The organism is Stutzerimonas stutzeri, from assembly GCF_000952685.1.
Lineage (GTDB): Bacteria > Pseudomonadota > Gammaproteobacteria > Pseudomonadales > Pseudomonadaceae > Stutzerimonas > Stutzerimonas stutzeri_E.
In genome coordinates this window covers 1-20,500 of the sequence record NZ_JYHV01000004.1, presented here as the reverse complement: position 1 = coordinate 20,500, position 20,500 = coordinate 1, and the positions used below count along the sequence as shown (strand labels likewise).

The window sequence follows — 20,500 nt, the reverse complement described above, 5'->3', positions numbered from 1 at the left end:
TTTGCTTCCGCATCGAGAGCCTTCGCGGAAGGGAAGCGGAAAAGGGCCTTCCGCCTGTTGGGCCATCACGCTGCTGGTCATGAGCGCGAGCTTCCAGGCACACGCGGACGCGACCGCTCAGATACGCCAGGCGGTGGAGAACCACTTGCGCGCCATGCTCGAGCAGCAGGCTGAGCGCCAAGGCTGGCAGGGTATGCAGCTGCGTTATGAAACCAGCCTGCCAGGCTCCGCCCACCACCATCCCCCCTGCGGCAACAGCTTGCGGGTACGCGCCACGGGCGATGCGCCCTCGGCCATGGAGCGGCAGCAACTGGAGATCCGTTGCGCGGACACCCCCGGCTGGTCGCTGAGTGCCACTGCCCAAGCCCATGTATTCCTGCCTGCCGTGCACGCCGCAGCCATCATCGACCGGGGCCAGACCATCCGTGATAGCGACCTCAAGCTCGAGCGCATCAACATCGCCAAGGCCCGGCGCGGGTTCTATAACCGCCTGAGCGAGGTGGTCGGCCTGGCCGCCAAACGTCGCGTTCGCGCCGGTCAGACCATCACCCCCGCGTTGCTGGAGCAGGCCATGGCAGTCAAACGCGGGGAGCCGGTGAAAATCGTCGCCAGCAACGACGGGATCGAAGCCTCAACGTCCGGCGAAGCCCTGGGCGATGGTCAGCCTGGCGAGGTGATCCGCGTGCGCAACACACGCAGCGGCAAGGTGATCGATGCGAAGGTATTGGAAGCTGGGGTAGTGAGCAGTACGTTTTAGCGGCTGGAGTCGCGCCGTATCAGGCTTCGAAGCGCAACTAAAAATTTTTGACGTCAGGATTTAATCCTTCGCCAGGGGCTGTCGCCTTACCTTTTCAGCAGGCAGTCAAGCCAGCTCCTAACAGCCCAATCGCACGAAGGATGATCATCATGGCTCTGTCCATTCACACCAACTACTCCGCTCTGACCACCAACACCGCGCTGAACAAGTCCAACAACGCCCTGGCCACCAACCAGCAGCGTCTGGGCACCGGCCTGCGCATCAACTCCGCCGCGGACGACGCCGCCGGTCTGCAGATCGCCACCCGCCTGAACGCACAGAGCCGCGGCATGGGTGTCGCCATGCGTAACGTTGGCGATGCGGTATCCATGCTGCAAACCGCGGAAGGCGCATTCAGCGAAACCACCGACATTCTGCAGCGCATGAAGGACCTGTCGACCCAAGCCGCGAACGATACCAACACTGCTGACGACCGTACTTCGCTGCAGGCCGAGTTCGACGAGCTGGGCAAGGAACTGACCAACATCTTCAACAACACCAAGTACGCTGGCGAAGCGCTGTTCACCGGTAAGCTGGCTGCCGCAGTCAACTTCCAGATCGGTGCGAGCGCAGCAGAAACCCTGGCGCTCGACGTCTCTGCCGACATGGGCACCCTGGAAACCACGCTGACGACCGACGTTCAGGCCCTGACCCTGGACTCCGCCGCCAACGCCGGCGCCGCTATCACCGCGCTGGAAACCGCTCTGGACGACGTAGGTTCGATGCGCGCCCAGTTCGGCGCCAACATCAACCGCCTGAACCACACCAGCAACAACCTGGCGAACATGAAGGACAACACTGAAATGGCCAAAGGCCGGATCATGGACGCCGACTTCGCCATCGAAAGCGCCAACATGAGCAAGAACTCCATGCTCATGCAGTCGGGCATCTCCATGCTCAAGCAAGCTGGCCAGATGCCAGGCATGGTCATGGGCCTGCTGGGCTAAGCGGCACGCAGCACCGCCGGTCGCAACGACCGGCACAGAAAAAGCCCCGACTGGTTCGGGGCTTTTTGCTTTCCGGCGTTCTCGCTAAAGGCTACCCGACCAATGGTGGTCATCAGCACGTGACCCCAAAAACACAAGATATGTCTGATTAATCCCACTTATTCCGCTATGCACGGCATATATGCCGTTTCTCAACGCTCTCGACATTAAGGGTTCGGAGCGTCCGTTCAGCGATTTCCTGTAATGACCGGCTTGTAGTATCAAAAAAACGGCGCCAATATGCCGCCGCTCTATTTGCCAACCTCATCACAGCTAAATTTCTTTTCCTAACCAGGCGCTCATGACTTCATCTCTGACCCCTACGGCCACCGATGCCCTCGCCTGCCCCCTGTTGCAAACCGGCCGGGCCGATTGCTCGGCTCGTTTCGATCGATCGCTCTATCAGCTCGTACTGAGCCAAGAGGAAAACGAAAACACGCTCGACCTCGGCTTTTCCGGTAGCCGGGTGCTGGAGCGCCTGTTGCAGGCGCCCGGTGAGGTGGTCTCCCGCGAAGAGCTGATGAATTACGCCTGGGAAGGTCGGGTCGTCGGCCAGGGCAGCCTCAATCAGCAAATCTATACGCTGCGCCAGGCACTGTTCGATAGCCGCAACCAGATCATTCAGACGCTGCCGCGGCGCGGCTATCTGTTCAACCCGCAATACGTGATGGTCGAAAAGACAGCCTTGGCAGCCAGCCCCGCCGCTGTAACCGGATCTTTGCCTGCAGAGCCGCTGCCTGAAAGGGCGACCAGTGCCTTAGTCGAACTGCCGGCCCCCAGCGCCGCGGCGGTTGCGAGCCCGTCCAAACAGAACCAGGGCTACCGCTCGTGGCAGACCGCGGCGCTCGCCAGCACCGGCATGCTGATGCTGCTGGCACTGGCGACCTTGGGTTTCCGCCTGGCCAGCACGCCGGCGCCATCCTTTACGCAGACCTTGGATATGAACGGTTTCGAGGTGCTTTACGTGGAAAAGAGCCAGCGTTTGCTCGATTCGCTGGTCAATGAAACACGCCTGCTGGTCCATACGATGAGCGGCATGACGGCCGAACCGGCCCGGCTGATCGTCAACATGTCTCCCGGGTTTTATGAGATCCGTTGCCTGCAAGACGACGGCCGGGTCAATTGGCTGAAGGTTCACAAGAGCCAGATTCAGACGATCCCCAGCGACCATCTACAAGGATGCCTGCGATGAGCAGCCAGAACGAAACCGGCGCTGTAGGCCGGCGCCTATTGCGCGTGATGGCCCCTTCGGCGTTACTGCTGTGGGCGTTTGTAGCAATGGGCACCAATGGCAGTACATCGTCCAGTTTCGATGGCCGCTACAGTTCAAGCGGCTACGTTCTGCTGCGCGACGGCACGACCCGGCAAGTCAGCCAAAGCCTGGTCTTCAACAAGGGCCGGTTTTATTCACTCACGCGCAACTCCCCGGCGATTGTCGAGGCGTCCGGTCGCCTGGAAACGGATCTGCTCGGACGGGCTTCGTTGATCGTTGAAGAGGGCCAGGTTCACGGCCTGGGCCCCCAGGATCGGCTCGATGATGAGCTGATGTTCAATCTGTTCTATGGTGCCCACAAGGGCGCACGGATCAGCCTCGAGCAGGTTGGCGCCTGCCTCTATGGCGTCGAGACTCAGCAGGTCTACTGTTCGGACGACCATCCAGATCGCGGCTGACCCAACGTTTCGACCCGGATAACGCCTAACCCAGAGGGACCATCCAGTCGGCGACCGCCGGCTGAATCGATACGGTCGAGCCCGCCAAACAGCCCGCGCTAGGAACCCTCACCGCTGTAGCTCGCGCCGCGCTCGGAAAAGCGAACCTGGCCGTAACTGTCGCCGAACAGCTCCTTGTACAGAGCCTCGGCCGAGGCGGTGAGCAAGAGGATTTCCACGCGGCGGTTGGCGCCGTTCAGTGGGTCCTCTGGATGCAGCGGCATGACGGCCGCCTGCGCGGTCACCTGCAATACGGAGCGCTCAGCCAAGCCGGCGTCGACCAGGGCGTTGCGGGCGCGTAGCGCGCGGTCACCGGACAGATTCCAGTTGTCGTAACCATTTTTCTGCCGGTACGGCGTGGCGTCGGTGTGGCCGCTGATGATCAGCTTGTTGTCGACCTTCGCCAGTACACCGGCAAGCACGCCCAGCAGCTTCTGGAAATGTGGATTCAAGGTCGCGCTGCCACGCTGAAACATGAAGCGCTGCTGGTCGTCCTTGATCAGAATGCGCAGCCCCTGCGGGACCACATCGACCTCCAGATTGGCCAACGCATCGACTTCATTGGCCACTTCGCGCATCAGCTCGGCGAGCTTTTTCAGTTCTGCGGTCGAGCCGTAGTTGTGGCTGCCGTCCTGTTCGCGCGCCGACTCACTGCGGTCCTTCTGCTCCACTGGCAGCGGGCGCACCGGCAGCCCGTCGAGCTCCAGCGGCGAGGTGCTGGTGCCGTCGAAGATGCCGGCCCCGCCTTCAACCAGCGGATTGCTCTCCATCTCGCCAAAGGATGGGTTGGTCTGATTCATCTGCGGCTGGATGATCCACAGCACCATGAACAGGGCCATCATCGCCAGGGTAAAGTCCGCAAAGGCGACCTTCCAGGCGCCACCATGCTCGTCACCGTGGCCTTTCTTGCTACGCCGTTTGATGATGATTTCGTGGTCGCCGCCGCCTTTGTTCTTGTCCCGGCTCCTCATGCGGCGTCCCTATCTTCCTCATACTGGGTCACCCAGTTTTCCAGCTGACGGAAGGCCGGCTTGACGTCCTGCTCGATCAACTTGCGGCCGGCGTCCACTGCCAACAGCGTAGGCTTGCCGGCGACGTGGGCGACCAGCGTGGTGCGCACGCATTCCAAGGCCGACAGTTCGGTCTTGATGCGCTGACTCATGGCATTGGACAGCGGGTCCATCAGGCAGTAGCAGAAGAAGATGCCGAGGAACGTGCCCACCAGCGCCGCCGCTACATGGGCGCCGATTTCCGCGACGCTGCCACCGATGCTGCCCATGGTGATGATGATGCCCATGATCGCCGCAAGAATGCCGAAGCCGGGCATGGCCTCACCGATCTTGTGCAGCGAGCGCGCCGGCTGCAGCAGGGCGTGCTCCATGGCTTCAAGTTCCTGCTCGAGAAAGCCTTCCAGCTCGTGCGCGCTGATCTTGCCCATGGCCATCAGGCGGAAGTTGTCGGCGATGAAAGCCATCAGGTTCTTTTCCTGGAGAATCAGCGGGTAGCGCACGAACAGGTCGCTCTGCTCCGGTTCCTCGATATGCGAGTCGAGCACCTTGAGGCCACCGACATCGACCATCTCCAGCAGCTCATACAGCAGCATCAGCAGTTGGCGCTGAAACTCCTCGCCACGGCGCTTGTAGGCAAATACGCCCTTGATCTGATGCAGCATCTCGATCAGCACTTCCTTGGGGTTGCCAACCACGAGACTGCCCAACGCGGCACCCAGGATGATGACCACCTCGGCCGGTTGCCAGAGCATGCTCATGTCACCGTGCGCCATGGCGTATCCGCCCAGCACACAGCCGATGATGATGAAGGCGCCTAATACTTTCTGCATGACGTTACTGACTCTTCTCTGTTAGGAAGCGACAAGCCTTGCCGATCGCCTGTTTACTCAGCTGACAAACCCGGGCGTCGCTGACTTCCAGCACCAGGGCAATTTCCTTCAGGCTCAACTCATGCTGGTAATACAGCGTCAGCACCAGCCGCTCGCGCTCGTCCAGCCGGGCCAGCGCCTGCGCCAGCACCCGTTCCTTGATCAAGCGCTCCTCGAACAACTCCGTGGTGTCGGGGAAATGCTCGTGTCCGCTCTGCAGCAGCTCGTCGAGGCTTTCTATCGCCTCGGACGAGTCTGCCCAGAGGAAATCCTGATAGTCCTTCTCGGCGAGGCCCGTGTACGCCTTGATCTCCTCGTCGCTGGGTTCGTGGCCCAGTTGACGGGACAGGTCGCGAATCGCGTCGCGAATCTTGTGCGCCTGCTGGCGAACCTGGCGCGGACGCCAGTCCTGGCGACGCAGCTCGTCGAGAATCGCGCCGCGGATGCGCAGCGAGGCGAACTTGCCGAACTGCTCGTCCGGCTCGCCGTAGCGCCGTAACCCCTCGAGCAGCCCCATCAAGCCGATCTGCTCCATATCCTCACGGTCGAGCACCTGGTTGGCCTGCAGCGACAACTGCCGGACGATGCGCTTGACCAGCGGCAGATACTGCATAAGCCAGCGCTGTTCGGCGGCCGGTGCGAACACCGAGGGGCCGGCCGGCGTAGCGCCGTAATAGTCGACGGGGCAAATGGCACTCATGGCGGGGCCTTTACTGCACGATCAGCTTGTTGACCAGCACGTGCTTGAACGGCACTGCTGCGTTCTTGCTGGCAAAGTCGGCGAACAGGGCCGTTTCTAGACGCTCCTGTAACTCACCGATCTTCAGCCCGCGTAACTCATCGAAGGGCAGGGACGACAGGTAGCCCACCACCGAGTTGCGCACGATGGGCTCGGCTTGCTCGAATTTCGGCGGCTCGTCCGATGCGTCTGCCTGCAACGCCAGGTCCAGCACGAAGTAGTGCTCGCGACCGTCGCCACGCACGCTGACGATGACTTTCTGCACCGGGAAGAACACGTATTCCGAGGGCTCGACAGATTCAACCACGGCGGTTTCCTCGGAAACCGTACCTTCGATGCCAGGCTTGAGCAGCCAGTAGCTGACACCAACGCCACCGGCAACGGTCAGAACGTTGAGCAGCAGCATCAGCAGGACGAGACGGGGGGTCGACATAACACACTCACAGTTGGCTAATTGGGTTGAATCGGGTCAAACGGTGATCAATACGTCACGGGCGCGGCCGTTCTCGCGGCGCTGTTCCTGCTCCGCCGGCCGGGCTGCCAGCGGCGGCTCCTCACCGGGCAACGTTGCCCGCTGATCGCGTCGGCCCTGCTGACCGCCGCTGTCGGCACCCACCTGCACGTTGACCTGTACGAAGTGCTGACCGACCAGCTCCTGGCGCAGGCGATCGCTGGTCTGCTGCAGCAGCCTCGCCACGTCGGCGTTCGCCGCGCTCAGCTGCACGTTCAGCCGGCCCGACTCGTGGCTGAGCAGGATTTCCATGCTGCCCAGCTCCGGCGGGTCGAGGCGGATGGTGGCGCTCTGAATCTTCTGCTGGATCTGCAAATCGACGTTTTCACGCAGGGCGTGCAACATCTGCTCGCCCCACTTGGCTTCCGGCGCCTGCAGCTTCAGCCCACGATCAGCGCCTTGCACCAGCGGCGCCTGGCCCCGCTCGATGGCCCCGGCAAGCGGTTCCCCGGCGTCCAGGGACTCGGTCGCATTCAGCAGCGGTTCCAATGATGCCGTCGGCAAGACATCGGTCAGCGCTGGCGTCGACAGGCCTGGCGCCATCTCGGCGGCAGGCTTCGGCATGGGCGACGCGGTCAGGCTCGCCCCGCTGGTCTTGCCGTGAAAGCCGCCCAGTAGGTCCAGCGGGTCGGCCGTCAACGCTTGATCGGCCTCGGACTCCTGCTCACCAAGAGGCGAAGATCCGGGTATCCAGGCCAGCAGCTCATCGATCAAGGGCGCGGCAGCCTCCACCGAAGCCGGCGCGACCGGCTCGGGCACCGCCTCCAGTTGCGCCGCGTCGCGCGCCTGGATCTCGGCGAGTTGCTGGTCGATCATGCTCAGCAACCACTGTTCGGGGGTCAGCTCTCGCGCCGCTTCGGCGCCTTGAGCCGCATCGCCACCCAACCGCAGCACCTGCCCCTGCTCGGTCGGCAGCGCCGCCGGTGCATCAGGCATCCAGACCGCAGGCGGCTCGGTCGAACGCGCCTCGGTTTCACGAGAGGCCAGTCGCATGCGCTCACCGAAAGCATGGACGGCGCGCTCCGTCACCTGGCGCCCTTCGACGGGCTTGCCGCCCTGGCTCACGCGGGCGGGCGTCGGCATGGCCGACCCGGCACTCTCGGCAGCCGCGCGTGCGGTTGGAATCGACTGGATCATCCCCGGTCTCCGGCTTGGAACATATCGATACGCTGGTAAGCGGCACGCCCCTCGGCGTACTCCAGATGGTTCAGCAGCAACAGGCGCAGGCGTTCGCATTCGTCGGCGCAGGCTTGCAGACCTTCGCCATGCAGCTGCTTGAGGCGGCTTTTCGCCAATCGTGTGGGCTCGTCCTGCTCCAGCCGACCGGCCAGCGCTTCGAGGCACTGGCGGATCGCGGCATCGGTCGTCGCAACCGCTGTCCAGTCATTGGCCTGCAACGCCTGTTGCAGCTGCCCATGCAGCGCCATCAGGCGTTCGCTGTCATTTACGGGCGGCACTGACGCCCTCCCAGCCTTCACGCAGGATGCCAAGCAGATTGATCACCTCATCCAGACCTTCCAGCGACAGCGTTACGCTGACGTCGGAGAGCCGGTAGATGCAGTATTCGTAGAGCCGCGCCAGGCCCTGCACGACCTCTCCGCCGCCCTCTTCGTCGAGCGCGCCGTTGAGGCCGTTAAGGATGTTCATGCACTTCTCCAGGGAAATGCCCTTCTGCTGATAGCGCTTGTGCTCGATGTGTCCACGGGCGCGAGCCAGTTCGTCGAGCAGGCCGTCCATCAGCACCAGCACCAGCTCGTAAGGCGATGCGGAGGCCGCGCGGGCTTCGAGGTCTACTGCGCGGTAGCTGTCGTAACTGTCGTTTTGGAGATAAGGATTCATCCGAACAATCCGTAGGTCTGTTCCATGCTCTGCATGGTTTGCATCATGGAAGTGAACTGTCTGAGGTAGCGGCTGTAGTGGTTGTCGTACTGCTGCTGAAGATTGTCGAACTGCTCATCGATGCGGCGCAGGCTCATGTCCAGCGTGTCCATGCGGTTTTTCAGCATGCCGTTGGTGCTGCTGGTGTAGCTGGCGACGGTCTTGTCGATGCTGTCGAGCAGGTTGTCCTTGCCGGTGAACAGTGCCTCGAAACCTTCCGGATCGTTGGCGACTGCGGCCTCGAAACGCGTGGCGTCAATGCTCAGCTTGCCGTTGCGATCGGCGCTGATGCCGAACTCGACCAGACTCTTGCCGCCGAAGTCGGTACGCAGCAGGCCATTCAGGCGACTCTCGATGGAGCGCACGCTGGAATCGCCGGCCAGGGCGCCACGGGCGCTGCTGTCGCTACCGCTGGCGGTCAGCGAATCGAAGCTTGTCATCAGGCTGTTGAAGGCATCGATGAAGTTCTGCGCCTTGGCCTTGGTCCCAGCCTTGTCCTGACCGACGGTGACGGTCAATGGTGCATCGCCCGCCGCATGCACTTTGCTGACGGTCATGCTGACGCCGTCGATGACGTCGGTGAAAGTATTGCTGGCACTGGTGAGCTCGATGCCGCCGGCGCCGTAGCTGCCGCCCAGGCGAATCAGGGCATCCTGCGCTGTGGACAGCGTGGTAGTGGTGGCTGCCGCATTGCCGGCTACATCCAGGGTGAAGCCGTTGGCCGCACCGCTTTTCTCGCTGGTCACCACCAGATTGACCGCGCCGTTGCTGCGCACCAATGTGGCCTGGGCGCCTAGCCCTGCCGCGTTGATGGCCTTGGCCGCGTCATCGAGGGTGGCGTAGCTGCTCAGATCGAAAGCCTGAGCATTGAGCGTGAGGGTGCCGCTCAGGCTGCCGTCGACCAGCCCCTGCACCGCCACCTGCTGCTTGCCGGCCAGGCGCTCGACATAAAAATCATAGGTACCGGCCGTCGCGGTAGTGCCCACGGTGGCCGTGGCGAAACCCTCCTGGCTGAAGGTCGCGCTGTTGGTCAGCATGCTCGACGTACGGCTGTTGAGCTTGGTCATCGCCGACTTGAAGGTGGTCAGCGAGGTACGCAGCGAGCTCAACGCATCGCGCTGCGCCTTGTAGCGCGTTTCGTTGCGGTTAAGCCGATCCAACGAAGACTGAACTTCGTAGGTCGCCAACTGCGTCGACATCTGCTGTACGTAATCGGAATCTATAGCCATCACCATCCCCTCTTGATGCTTGCAGAGCAGATTGCATGCCAGGTCTCAAGCCCCCGTGATACGGGCATCTCAGCCAATGGCATGCAGAAAAGGAACTTCCGCAACGCGGCAGGACGAGGAAACGGGGAAGTACCGTTTCCGCCTACTGCTAGGGCGGAACATCTGTCTGTAAAGGCGACGGTGGGGATGGTTTTGTTAAGAACCAATCCGAGCGACACGACCCGGTGCCGTCTTACCGGTCGGGTGGTTGGTTAGCGCAGGATCGAAGGTAGCCGTAGGGCGGATGCGCTTTTCACAGCCGCTGTTTTGCTGGCGGAAACGCGGCGCGGTCTGCGCTACGACTTCTGCGAGACGAGGTGGGCCACGGCGCTGAGTAGCTTGCGCCTCAGTAGGCCTGAGGCGAATAGAGCCGGGCATCCTGACTGCCGACAAGCAGCTGCTGCAGGATATCGTGGTGCATGGCGAGCAGCTTGCCGTTGTGCTCGTTGAATTGCTGGCACTGCACAGCGAGGTCGCCGACCTGCCGCCAATGCCGCTGCAAGGATTCACCCCGCTCGCCCGTGCAGCTGGACAACAGGCGACGCATGCCGACGCCCGAGGTTTCCAGACGGAAGGCGGCCAGCACCTTGCTGCGACGTTGAGCACGCGCAGCAATGGCCTCGACGCGGACGGTGATTTGCAGATTGATCCGATTGATCTCCAGGACATCGCGTTCCAGCAGACGTCCGTAGAGCTCCTGCATCAGCTCACGCAAGGCGAGGTAATCGCCGCAATCTTGCTGCAGATCGTCATCGACGACGGCCAGCAGCTTCTCGCGCTGGCTCACGCATCGTTACCGCGGTGATAGCTGAGCATGCTGCTGGCCAGCTCACCCACGTCAGTGGATATCTCGCCGCGCTGCAACGCTTGCTTGATGGCCGCTACCCGGTCCAGATCGACCTCGGGCATGGCGCGCAGCGCGTCGTGCATCTGCTCCAGCGGCAGACTTTCGGCCTGACGTGCGGCCGGCTGCGCGGCGGGGCGAACACCGGCCGGACGCGCCGGGGCGGTCTCGGTGGGGATTGCAATGGCGGGCTTGAATTGCCGGCTGATTTCCATGATCTCGTTCCAACTCGGTGGTTACTGCCAAACAAGCGACCGCTCGGGCGAAAACCTTAAATCTTTTTTTCAGCGGCTGACGGAAGCGCTCTGATCAGGTGCCGCTGTTCGAGGTCTCCTGTCGCACCGCCGGGCGCCCTAGGCAATCTGGTTACGCCACCAGGACTGCGCGGCGAGGCCATCCTGAATCTTCTGCTCCTGCGACATCAGCAAGTGCTGCCACTGCTGCATCTTGGCGTCGATGACATGCTCGACCACCTTCTCGCTGCGCATGGCCTGCAACAACTCCTGCTGGATTCGCGCCAGCGCCTGCTCGGCCACCGCCAGTTCGCGCCGTTGCAGTTCGACCATTTTGTACAGCGTGGCCTTGTAGCGCTGCTGATTGTCGCGCTGCAGTGGGGTGCTCATCGGCACGCTGAAACCGCACAGGCGGCTGAGGCCGGTGATGTTGTTGCGATAGCGCTGACAGAGGTTCTGCTGGTACTGAACCTGCCCGAGCATCTGCTTGACCCGGTTACCGCGCAGGCTGGCCAGGCGCGTGAGCGTTTCGATCTGCTGTTTCATGGCTTCCGGATGATGCTCTGCAGGATGGTGAGACTGGTTTCCAGCTCCGCCGCTTCGCCCACTTCCTGGCGCAGGAAGCGCTCGATGGTGGGCGCCAGCTGCACGGCGCGGTCGGTCTTGATATCGGCACCCGGGCTGTAGCCACCGAGCGGGATCAGGTCCTTGATCTTCTCGTAGGTGCTGTAGAACTCTTTGAGCTGGCGCGCCGCGCCGAGGTGCGGTGGCTGGCCGACCTGGCTCATGCAGCGGCTGACCGAGGCGCAAATGTCGATGGCCGGGTAATGGCCGGCATCGGCCAGGCGCCGCGACAGCACGATATGGCCGTCGAGAATCGCCCGCGCGCAATCGACGATCGGGTCCTGCTGGTCGTCGCCTTCGGCGAGCACCGTATACAGCGCGCTGAGGCTGCCATTGTCGTTGGCGCCGTTGCCGGCGCTCTCCACCAGCTCCGGCAGCATGCCGAACACCGACGGCGGATAACCCTTGGTCGCTGGCGGCTCACCCAACGCCAGGGCGATTTCGCGCTGGGCCATGGCGTAGCGGGTCAGCGAGTCCACCAGCAACAACACATCGTTGCCCTGATCGCGAAAATAAGCGGCGATGCTGTGGCACAGCTCGGTGGCCTTGAGGCGCATCAACGGCGATTCGTTGGCCGGCGCCACCACCACCACGGCCTTTTTCAGGCCCTCCTCGCCCAGCGAATGCAGCAAAAACTCCTGCACCTCGCGCCCACGCTCGCCAATCAGCCCGACCACCACCACATCGGCTTTGGTCTGCCGGGTGATCATGCCCAGCAGCACGCTCTTGCCGACACCGGAGCCTGCGAACAGCCCGACGCGCTGGCCCTTGCCGAGCGTGAGCATGGAATTGATCGCCCGCACGCCGACGTCCAGCGGTTCGCTCACTGGCTTGCGCTTGAGGGGATTGACCGAGGGCAGCTCGGTGGGCAGGGGATCGCGCCCGCTGAGCTTGCCCATTTCGTCCAGCGGCTCGCCGAGGCCGTTGACTACGCGCCCCAACCAGGAGTCATCGATGTGCAGCTTGGCGTCGTCCGGAGCGGGGAACACCCGCGAGCCAGCGGTCAGGCCCACCGGCTTCTTGAACGGCATCAAATAGGTGATATCGCGGTTGAAGCCCACCACCTGCGCTTCGAGCATGCTGCCATCACCCTGCTCGACGAAGCAGCGCTGGCCGGTCATGCGCTGGCAGCCAAGGCTTTCCAGCAACATGCCGGAAACGCGCACCAGCCGGCCGCTGACCTTGGCCAGCTGCACCGTATCCAGCGAGCGCAATGCCTCGTCGAGCCGGAAGCTCTCGCGCAGGGACATATCAGCCCTCTGCCCTGATGTGTTCGGCCAGCGTATCCATGCACGAATCCAGACGCTGCTGACAGCCGATGTCGGCTTCCGATTCGGCGGTGATCACACGGCATTCGCCGAGGGCGAGTTTGTCGTCCGGCACCAAACGCCATGCAGCGGCGCGTTCCGGCGCCAACTCCTTGATCCGGTTGCATTCTTCGGGGTTGAGCAGGATGCGCACATCGTCCTGATCGCCGGGCATGGCTGCCAGGGCATCCTCGGCCAGCGACAGCAATTGCGTCGGATGCAGGGTCAGCTCGCAGCGGATCACCTGCTTGGAGACCTTCTGCACCAGCTCGAGCAGCTGCTCACGACGCGCTTGTTCAAATTCCTGCCGAAAGCGCTCGAAGCGCTCGACCAGATCGTCCATCGGCCGGGCCGCCTGGTCGAAAGCCTGGCGACCCAGGGCGCGGCCCTCTTCTCGGCCGATCGCCTTGCCATCCTCCACCCCACGCTCGAAGCCTTCACGGTGACCGGCTTCACGGCCCTGCTCCAGACCCTGTTCGTAACCCTTGTCGATGCCTTCCTGAAAGCCATCGGCAACAGCGCGCTGCAGCGCGGCCGGGTCGCCGGCAACACTGTCCGCCAGCTCTGCCGCGGTTCTGACCCGTGGCGGAAAGCGGAACGGGCGCCAGGAGCGGCCTTCGCCCTTGATGATCTTGATGCTCATCGGCGCTTACTCGACCGTCTGTTCGCGGAACAACTGAACCTGCAGGTCGCCATCGGTAGACATCTCGCGGACCACCGCCATGATGTCCTTGCGCACCTGCTCGACCCGCGACAGCGGCACCGGGCCCTGGCGACGGTTGATCGATTCCATCTGCTGCGCCTGACGCTTGGGCATCGCGCCCTGAATCGCGCGGACCAGCTCCGGCTCGGCGCCCTTGAGGGCGACCACCCATTCTTCCAGCGGAATCACTTCCAGCAAGGTCTGCAGCACATCCTGGTTCTGCCGGGAGAGAATGAAGAAGTCATACATCTCGTCTTCGATCTTGCTCACCAGCTCTTCGTTGTGGGCGCGCAGCAATTCGAACATCTGGTCACGATTGCCCTTGAAGCGGTTCATGATGTCCGCCGCCTGCTTCACGCCGCGCACCTGTGAGCCCTGGTTCGACAGCACCTGCAGGCTGCGATCGATGAGCTGCTCGAGCTCGGCGATGACGTCGCTGTTGACCTCGTTGAGGTTGGCGATGCGATAGAGCAACTCGTCCTGGCGCTCAGCCGGCATGCACTCGAGCACGTCGGTGGCCATGCCCGGCGGCAGGAACGCGAGGAACACGGCCTGCATCTGCGCGTGCTCCTTGGCGATCAGCGCCGCGAACTGCTTCGGATCGAGCCATTCCATTTTGGCCATCTTGGCGCGGATCTCCTCGCCATAGATCGAATCGAGCAGCGAGCGGGTGATGTCGCCACCCAGCGCCTTGCCGAGCATGCCTGACAAGTAGGTACGCGACGCGCCCTTGATGCTGCTCTGCTCCTTGTAATCGTCGAAGAAGCGGCTGATCACGTCGGACACCATCGGCTGCTTGACGTTGGACAGGCGCGCCATGGCCTGGCTGATGCTGATGATTTCCTCGCGGGAGAAGTTGCGCAGGATGCCGGCGGAGATGTCATCGCCCATGCTCAGCATGAGGATGGCCGCCTGGTCCAGCGAGCTCACCGAGCGCAGCTGTACCGGACGCGGTTTGATCTCCTTGCTCGAGCCGGTAGCCGACTCAGCTGGCTGGGTTGAGTTCTCTTTCATTGCGGCCTATCCAGTGCTTGATGACTTCCGAAACACGCTCCGGGTCGTTCTTGGCGAGCATTTGCAGGTGCTCGATCTGTAGCTCCAGGCCCGAACCGGGCGCTGGCAGGCGAATCTCGGACAGCGGGTTGAGCTCGCCGAATACGTGTACGCCGTCGCCACTGGATTTTGGGCTGGCCAGGGCCGCACGCGACTCGGTCTCGATCGGCAGCGGTCCCGCCATCCCCGCCAGGGTGCCCTCCAGAGCAGCCGGATCGGCCTCAGCGGGCGCACTGCGCTGGGTCAGGCTGCGCACGGCGGGACGCACCACGATCAACAACAGCAGCAGCGCGATCAGGCCGGCCACGCCCAGCTTGGCCAAGGCGTGCACCTGGTTGTTTTCCCACCAGGGCACCTCTTCAGTGACGGTTTCCACGCTGGCGAAGGGCAGGACGCTGAGGGTCAGTAGATCGCCTCGATCCTGCTTGAAGCCCACCGCGCTGCGGACCATGGCTTCCAGCTCGGCGCGCGCCTCGTCGCTCCAGCCGCCTTCGGGCGCGGCATCGGCGTTGAGCACCACCGCCACGCTCTGCTGGCGCAGGGCGAAACCGGCGTGCTTCACATGCACCACGCTTTGGTCATAGTCCAACTGGCGAGTGGATTCTTCACGCAAGGAGGTGGCACCCTTGGTTTCGCCCTTGGCCGGCGCCGGTTCCTCGCCTTCCTTCGGCGGGGCGACGGGACGGTTGGCCAGCGAGCCGGGAATGCCCAGCGCCAGCTGATCCAGCGCGCTTTCGTTGCTCAGCACTTCGCGACGCAGGCGTGGGGTTTCGCCATAGGACTGGAAGGTTTCCTCCTTCTGGCTGAAGTCGATATCAGCGGCGACGCTGATGCGGTAGTTGCCGCTGCCCAGCACCGGCGCCAGCACCTGCTCGATGTTGGCCACAGCCTTCTGCTGGTAATCCTCCACAGCGCCCCAGTTCTGCGCCGGCCCACCGCCGACATTCAGACCGCGCGACAGCAGCGCGCCGTACTGATCGACCACGCCAACATTTTCGGGCTTGAGGTTGGGCACGCTGCCAGCCACCAGATTGACGATCGCGCCAACCTGATCGGCGCCCAGCTTGTAACCGGGCTCCAGTTGGAGCATCACCGAGGCCTTGGTCGGCGCGCGTTTACTGACCACGAAGGAGCTGTTCTCCTCCTGCGCCAGGTGCACGCGGGCATGTTGAACGCCCTTGAGCGACATCACGGTGCGTGCCAGTTCGCCTTCCAGGCTGCGCTTGAGACGCACGTCCTGGACGAACTGGCTGGTGCCCAGCGGCTCCTCCTTGTCGAACAGCTCGTAACCGGCCGGCATCGCCACCTTCACGCCCTTGGCGGCGAGCAGCATGCGCGCTCGGGACAGCTGGTCCTCACGCACCAGGATCTGCCCGCTCTGCGGGTGGATGCGGTATTGCACGGCCTCGGCATCGAGCACTTGCATCACCTCGGCTACCGGGAAAGCCTCACCGGCGCCATGCAGCGGCCGGAACGAGCCGTTGTCACGCCACAGGTAAAAGGCCACGGCGACAGCCAGCGCGGCGGCGATCACCGCCATGCCGGCGAGCGTTACCCGCGGGTCGAGCTGGAGGCCGCCAGCCGGCAGCTTGCTTTTGATTTTCTGCAGCACGTCTTAGCTCTCACGCCGGATCAAAGCGGCATTCTCATGACGTCGTCGAACGCCGTGGTCAGTTTGTTGCGCACCTGCAGCAACGCGGAAAACGACACACTGGCCTTTTGGCTGTCGAGCATGGCGCCCACCAGGTCGTCGCTCTTGCCGCTGTCCACCGCAGCCATGGCCGCTCCGGCCTGATGCTGCTGGGCATCGACCGAACGCATCGCCGCCATGAACAGGCCACCGGCATCCGGCGCCGCCTGCTCGGCCGGCTTGATGACGGTGCCACTGGCGACGCCTTGCAGCTGCTGCATGCGGCCCAGCAAATCCTGCTGCACCTGAGTGATTGAACTCATCGCTGGCTCTCCCCTTGCCTTGTCTAAATCAGAAATCCAGCTCGATGCCCTGCTCGCGCATGGCATTGAGGCGGTAGCGCAAGGCACGCGAGGTCATCCCGAGGCTGGCCGCCGCCTTGGTCTTGTGCCCGTCGAACTTGCGAATGGTGTCGATCACATGCTGGTACTCGGCCCACTTGCCGCTGGCGCGTAGGGCAGCCTTTCCGGTTTCGAGCGTGGGCAGCGGCAACCGCTCGGTGCGTACTTCGACTTGCGAAGGGGCTGCCAGGCCGAGATCCTGCGGCTGGATGAACAGACCGTTGCGCAACACCAGGGCGCGCTGCACGGTGTTCTCCAGCTCGCGGGCATTGCCCGGCCAGTCGTGCCGCAGCAGGGCGCGGCAGGCATCGCTGGTGAACAGTTCTTCGTCGGCTTCCTGCGGCGCGTACTTGGCCACGAAACGGCGAGCCAGCGGCAGCACGTCTTCCTTTCGCTCACGCAGCGGGCTGATGTGCAGCGGCAGCACGTCGAGGCGGAACATCAGGTCGGCACGGAATCGCCCCTCCGCGACTTCCACCTGCAGATCGCGGTTGGTGGCGGCGATGATGCGCACGTTGAGCTCGATTTCCTTGCGCCCGCCGAGGCGCTCCACGCGCTGTTCCTGCAGTACGCGAAGCAGCTTGGCTTGCAGCCCCAGGGGCAGTTCGCCGATCTCATCGAGCAGCAGCGTGCCGCCGTTGGCCAGTTCGAATTTCCCCGGCTGGGCCGTCACCGCGCCAGTGAAGGCGCCCTTCTCATGGCCGAACAGTATCGATTCGAGCATCTGCTCCGGAATCGCTGCGCAGTTGACTGCAATGAAAGGTGCATCCGCACTGGCCGAGAAGCGATGGATATAACGCGCCATCAGCTCCTTACCGGTGCCGGTTTCACCGGTGATCAGAATCGGCGCCCGGGTCAGCGACACACGCTGTGCCATGGCCAGCAGACGGCGGCCAGCCTGGGAACAGGAGACGAAACTCTCCTGGGCCGTATCGGCGAATTCCTGGCGGCGCAGCAATGCGCTTAACTGGCTTGCGCTGAATGGCGACAACAAGTAATCGACACAGCCCAGTTCAAGTAAGGCTGCGGCCTTTTCCTGGTCGGCGTACTGCACGACGGGAATAACGCTGATGGCGCGTCCACGACGAATCAGTGAATCGACCTGCGTATATAAGGCCGGCTGTTGTATGCCGCTGATTATGATGAAAACCAGCGATGTGCCCTTCAAAGCGGCGTTATCCAGATCATTCAGATCGGCGTGTGAAAATACTGCGCAGCCTTCCTTTCGCAAGCCCGCTTCAAGGAACTCGCAACCCGCCTCTGCGGGATTGCCGACAATGAGAATTTTCTTGCGCGCCGGCGCTGGAGCGAATAGCTCATCGCGGGAGTAGTTCATTGCATGACTGACACTATTCAATGTGACCACCTTGGCGCTGTTACGCCTGTTGCTCGAGCACAACGCCGGATTCGCTGAAAAATTTATTTAAGTCTTCTGGAACTTTCGTCGCCTTGTCTGTCCAACTCGCCGAACGAGACAGGTAACTGCAGCCGACCGCTCCGAAACAATTGCGCGCACGCTAACAAGCCCGCCCGGAACCGCCCAATCAGTTCCGCTAAAATTAAATCAATTGCTCACAGCTGATCTCAAAAAAGATCAATTGATACCTATTGATTTAATTCTTCCTCGCGCCCAAGCCTAGACTGGCGGCACGCTAGAGCTGTGCCCGTCATCTCAGGCACCGCAAACCCGCCCTGGCCAAACATTCTTCTGCTTTTACCCGCGCGACAGGCCATCGCCTGCCGTGCAAGAACCAGGAAATACCGTTCACAACATGTCTGGCAATTCAAAAGTCCACCATGGCGTGCCCGCCCAAAGCCTGACTGTTTTGAAACCGCAGAAGCTTGGCCGGCATCACCACAAGATTCCTCAGTTCATCAAGGAAACCACCAACAAGAACCCACGCTTGATGGGTGACTACTTCTTGCGCAATTACCGGATCAGCCTCGAATTGAGCAAGGTGGATGTTCAAGAGCCGGCAAACAAAGCACCGGAATGCATCTATCGCTCGCCGATGGGAAAGGTCGGGTTTTCAATTGATCGGGCACTCCTCACCGAGGCACTCGAATGCTATTACGGCGGAACAATAGTGCCGAGTCAGGAAGCACCGCCGATCAGCACTTCAGAACAACGGATGCGTGATCGACTGGGCTTGGATCTGACTTATATTTTTGCGCGCTCGATATTGTCCGGCGAAACATTCGGTGAACTTGAGCGCTATGAAAACGATTACGAAGAAACCACCTGGGAATATGTCGCTGAGTTCGAATACATCAGCCACCTGACCAATAGCCGTTCATCGATTTTCATTTATCTAGACACCGATCTGGTCGATGAACTCACCAGTCACCTGGCCGGCCCGTTGCCTGCTCGGCTGACCGGCAATCCGCTCGATCACATCAAGCACCTGCCGGTACGCCTCGATTGTGTGGTCGCCTCGGTACAAATGCCGCTGTCGCAAGTGCTTGCCCTGCAGCTCAACGACATCCTCATGGTGCGCCCGCTGGACCGCTACGAAGTGCGCATCAACCAGCAGAAGCTTTTCCGGGGGACTGTCTTCGAAGAAGACGGCGCCCTGTTCCTCACTTCACTTGAAAGCGTGAAATCCCAATGACCGGTCAACTGTCCGACAACGAATTCGAGAACCTGATCAACGAGGGCGACCTGAGCCTCGACGGTATCGACGAGCCAGCCGCTGCGCCCGCTCCCCAGCTCCAGGCGCCGCGTCAGGACCTGAGCTTCTTCGGCAAGATCCCGGTGAACGTCACCTTGGAAGTGGCCTCGGCTGAGATTTCGCTGAAAGAACTGATGGAGTGCGACACCAGCAGCGTCATCGTCCTCGACAAGGTCGCCGGCGAGCCGCTGGACGTGAAGGTCAACGGCACCCTGTTCGCCAAAGCAGAAGTGGTGGTGATGAACGGCAGTTACGGCCTGCGCATCGTCGAACTGTCCGGCGTCGGCCTGGATGCGCTGACGCAATGAAGCTGCGCCGCGGGCTGTTGCTGCTGTGCCTGCTGCTGGCCAGCCTGTTCCCGCTGGCCGCGCAGGCTGCCGGCGGCGAAATCACGCTGTTCAACCTGAACGATACCGAGAACGGTCAGGCATTCAGCATAAAGCTGCAGATCCTGATCATCATGACGCTGCTGGGCTTCCTGCCGGCGATGCTGATGATGATGACCTGCTTCACCCGCTTCATCATCGTGTTGGCCATCCTGCGCCAGGCCATCGGCCTGCAACAGAGCCCACCCAACCAGGTCCTGATCGGCATCGCGCTGATCGTTACCCTGCTGGTGATGCGCCCTGTGTGGCAGGAAATTCATAGCGCCGCGTTCGAGCCGTTTCAGAACGACGAGATCAGCCTGGAGCAGGCGCTGGAGGTGTCCAAAACCAGCCTCTCGGCGTTCATGCTGGCGCAGACCAACAAGACCTCGCTGGAGACCATGGTGTCGCTGGCCGGCGAAGAAGTGCCGGAGAATCTCGAAGAACTGGACTTCTCCCTGCTGCTGCCGGCGTTCGTGCTGAGCGAGTTGAAGACGGCCTTTCAGCTCGGCTTCATGATTTTCGTGCCGTTTCTGGTGATCGACCTGGTGGTGGCCAGTGTGCTGATGGCGATGGGCATGATGATGCTGTCGCCAATGATGATTTCGCTGCCGTTCAAGTTGATGGTGTTTGTGTTGGTGGATGGCTGGGCGTTGTTGATGGGGACGCTGACCACCAGTGTTCAGCCGTTTTAGGGGGCGCCGTGATGAGTCATCGTTCCCTCTATGCCTCAGCCGCTGAGCGGTCTATCGCTTTTCGTAGGAGCGAGCTTGCTCGCGATCAGGGGACGATACGGCCATCTTCGTATAGCCCGGCTCCGTCGTCGCTTCGCACCGTAGGTTTCGCCCTGCTGGGCGACTCACTTTTTTCAGTTGCCAAAAAAGTAAGCAAAAACGCTTGC

Annotated in this window: 24 protein-coding genes; 7 read left to right on the top strand and 17 right to left on the bottom strand. The window is 62.2% G+C overall.

Going from position 1 to position 20,500, the window contains the following annotated elements:
• The first annotated feature begins 79 nt into the window (after window positions 1–79).
• The 4 genes from flgA (at window position 80) to UF78_RS00925 (ending at window position 3,453) form a co-directional block, all read left to right on the top strand.
• Window positions 80–757 carry a flagellar basal body P-ring formation chaperone FlgA gene (gene flgA / locus UF78_RS00940; RefSeq protein WP_045160147.1) on the top strand — a complete coding sequence of 226 codons (678 nt, stop codon included), beginning with the start codon at window positions 80–82 and terminating at the stop codon, window positions 755–757.
• Window positions 758–906: 149 nt separating this feature from the next.
• Window positions 907–1,743: a lateral flagellin LafA gene (gene lafA, locus UF78_RS00935; protein WP_045160146.1), complete on the top strand. Its 837-nt coding sequence runs from the start codon at window positions 907–909 to the stop codon at window positions 1,741–1,743.
• Between the two features lie 340 nt (window positions 1,744–2,083).
• A complete protein-coding gene (locus tag UF78_RS00930) occupies window positions 2,084–2,974 on the top strand; it encodes a winged helix-turn-helix domain-containing protein (RefSeq protein WP_045160145.1) in 891 nt (296 codons plus the stop codon).
• Entirely contained in the window at window positions 2,971–3,453 is a 483-nt protein-coding gene (locus tag UF78_RS00925) for a hypothetical protein (RefSeq protein WP_045160144.1), read from the top strand. Before UF78_RS00930 ends, UF78_RS00925 begins: the two co-directional genes overlap by 4 nt.
• A 98-nt stretch (window positions 3,454–3,551) precedes the next feature.
• On the opposite strand, the gene UF78_RS00920 is transcribed toward UF78_RS00925, so the two are convergent.
• The 17 genes from UF78_RS00920 to UF78_RS00840 all read right to left on the bottom strand — a co-directional run bounded on the left by UF78_RS00920 (window position 3,552) and on the right by UF78_RS00840 (window position 17,898).
• The gene (locus tag UF78_RS00920) at window positions 3,552–4,463 is read right to left on the bottom strand and encodes an OmpA family protein (protein WP_045160143.1); all 912 of its coding nucleotides are present in this window, start codon (window positions 4,461–4,463) and stop codon (window positions 3,552–3,554) included.
• A complete protein-coding gene (gene motA / locus UF78_RS00915) occupies window positions 4,460–5,332 on the bottom strand; it encodes a flagellar motor stator protein MotA (RefSeq protein WP_045160142.1) in 873 nt (290 codons plus the stop codon). The genes UF78_RS00920 and motA overlap by 4 nt, the downstream gene beginning before the upstream one ends.
• Window positions 5,333–5,336: 4 nt before the next feature.
• Window positions 5,337–6,071 carry a FliA/WhiG family RNA polymerase sigma factor gene (locus tag UF78_RS00910; protein WP_045160141.1) on the bottom strand — a complete coding sequence of 245 codons (735 nt, stop codon included), beginning with the start codon at window positions 6,069–6,071 and terminating at the stop codon, window positions 5,337–5,339.
• 10 nt (window positions 6,072–6,081) lie between these two features.
• On the bottom strand, window positions 6,082–6,543 hold the full coding sequence (locus UF78_RS00905) for a flagellar basal body-associated FliL family protein (RefSeq protein WP_045160139.1): 462 nt from the start codon (window positions 6,541–6,543) through the stop codon (window positions 6,082–6,084).
• 36 nt (window positions 6,544–6,579) lie between these two features.
• Window positions 6,580–7,758, bottom strand: a complete 1,179-nt coding sequence (locus UF78_RS00900; protein ID WP_052679261.1) for a flagellar hook-length control protein FliK — start codon at window positions 7,756–7,758, stop codon at window positions 6,580–6,582.
• Complete coding sequence (locus UF78_RS00895; RefSeq protein WP_045160138.1) at window positions 7,755–8,078, bottom strand: hypothetical protein; 324 nt, start codon at window positions 8,076–8,078, stop codon at window positions 7,755–7,757. Before UF78_RS00895 ends, UF78_RS00900 begins: the two co-directional genes overlap by 4 nt.
• Window positions 8,062–8,460, bottom strand: coding sequence for a flagellar export chaperone FliS (gene fliS / locus UF78_RS00890; RefSeq protein WP_045160137.1), 399 nt, complete (start codon window positions 8,458–8,460; stop codon window positions 8,062–8,064). The genes UF78_RS00895 and fliS overlap by 17 nt, the downstream gene beginning before the upstream one ends.
• Window positions 8,457–9,728 carry a flagellar filament capping protein FliD gene (fliD, locus tag UF78_RS00885; protein WP_045160136.1) on the bottom strand — a complete coding sequence of 424 codons (1,272 nt, stop codon included), beginning with the start codon at window positions 9,726–9,728 and terminating at the stop codon, window positions 8,457–8,459. Before fliD ends, fliS begins: the two co-directional genes overlap by 4 nt.
• A 385-nt stretch (window positions 9,729–10,113) precedes the next feature.
• Window positions 10,114–10,554 carry a flagellar protein FlgN gene (flgN, locus tag UF78_RS00880; RefSeq protein ID WP_045160135.1) on the bottom strand — a complete coding sequence of 147 codons (441 nt, stop codon included), beginning with the start codon at window positions 10,552–10,554 and terminating at the stop codon, window positions 10,114–10,116.
• A complete protein-coding gene (gene flgM / locus UF78_RS00875) occupies window positions 10,551–10,826 on the bottom strand; it encodes a flagellar biosynthesis anti-sigma factor FlgM (protein WP_045160134.1) in 276 nt (91 codons plus the stop codon). Before flgM ends, flgN begins: the two co-directional genes overlap by 4 nt.
• 138 nt (window positions 10,827–10,964) lie before the next feature.
• A complete protein-coding gene (locus tag UF78_RS00870; protein ID WP_045160133.1) occupies window positions 10,965–11,390 on the bottom strand; it encodes a flagellar FliJ family protein in 426 nt (141 codons plus the stop codon).
• On the bottom strand, window positions 11,387–12,718 hold the full coding sequence (fliI, locus tag UF78_RS00865; protein WP_045160132.1) for a flagellar protein export ATPase FliI: 1,332 nt from the start codon (window positions 12,716–12,718) through the stop codon (window positions 11,387–11,389). Before fliI ends, UF78_RS00870 begins: the two co-directional genes overlap by 4 nt.
• A 1-nt stretch (window position 12,719) precedes the next feature.
• A complete protein-coding gene (gene fliH / locus UF78_RS00860) occupies window positions 12,720–13,418 on the bottom strand; it encodes a flagellar assembly protein FliH (RefSeq protein WP_045160131.1) in 699 nt (232 codons plus the stop codon).
• A gap of 6 nt (window positions 13,419–13,424) precedes the next feature.
• Window positions 13,425–14,492, bottom strand: coding sequence for a FliG C-terminal domain-containing protein (locus tag UF78_RS00855; RefSeq protein WP_045160130.1), 1,068 nt, complete (start codon window positions 14,490–14,492; stop codon window positions 13,425–13,427).
• Complete coding sequence (gene fliF, locus UF78_RS00850) at window positions 14,464–16,143, bottom strand: flagellar basal-body MS-ring/collar protein FliF (RefSeq protein WP_045160128.1); 1,680 nt, start codon at window positions 16,141–16,143, stop codon at window positions 14,464–14,466. Before fliF ends, UF78_RS00855 begins: the two co-directional genes overlap by 29 nt.
• Before the next feature lie 20 nt (window positions 16,144–16,163).
• Entirely contained in the window at window positions 16,164–16,484 is a 321-nt protein-coding gene (locus UF78_RS00845) for a flagellar hook-basal body complex protein FliE (protein WP_045160127.1), read from the bottom strand.
• Between the two features lie 28 nt (window positions 16,485–16,512).
• Window positions 16,513–17,898: a sigma-54-dependent transcriptional regulator gene (locus tag UF78_RS00840; protein WP_045160126.1), complete on the bottom strand. Its 1,386-nt coding sequence runs from the start codon at window positions 17,896–17,898 to the stop codon at window positions 16,513–16,515.
• Window positions 17,899–18,334: 436 nt separating this feature from the next.
• Between UF78_RS00840 and UF78_RS00835 the strand changes: the two genes are divergently transcribed.
• Genes UF78_RS00835 through fliP form a run of 3 tightly spaced genes read left to right on the top strand, consistent with a single transcriptional unit; the run spans window position 18,335 to window position 20,294 of the window.
• The gene (locus UF78_RS00835; protein ID WP_045160125.1) at window positions 18,335–19,174 is read left to right on the top strand and encodes a FliM/FliN family flagellar motor C-terminal domain-containing protein; all 840 of its coding nucleotides are present in this window, start codon (window positions 18,335–18,337) and stop codon (window positions 19,172–19,174) included.
• Window positions 19,171–19,542, top strand: a complete 372-nt coding sequence (fliN, locus tag UF78_RS00830; RefSeq protein WP_045160124.1) for a flagellar motor switch protein FliN — start codon at window positions 19,171–19,173, stop codon at window positions 19,540–19,542. Before UF78_RS00835 ends, fliN begins: the two co-directional genes overlap by 4 nt.
• Entirely contained in the window at window positions 19,539–20,294 is a 756-nt protein-coding gene (fliP, locus tag UF78_RS00825; RefSeq protein WP_045160123.1) for a flagellar type III secretion system pore protein FliP, read from the top strand. The genes fliN and fliP overlap by 4 nt, the downstream gene beginning before the upstream one ends.
• Window positions 20,295–20,500 lie beyond the last annotated feature (206 nt).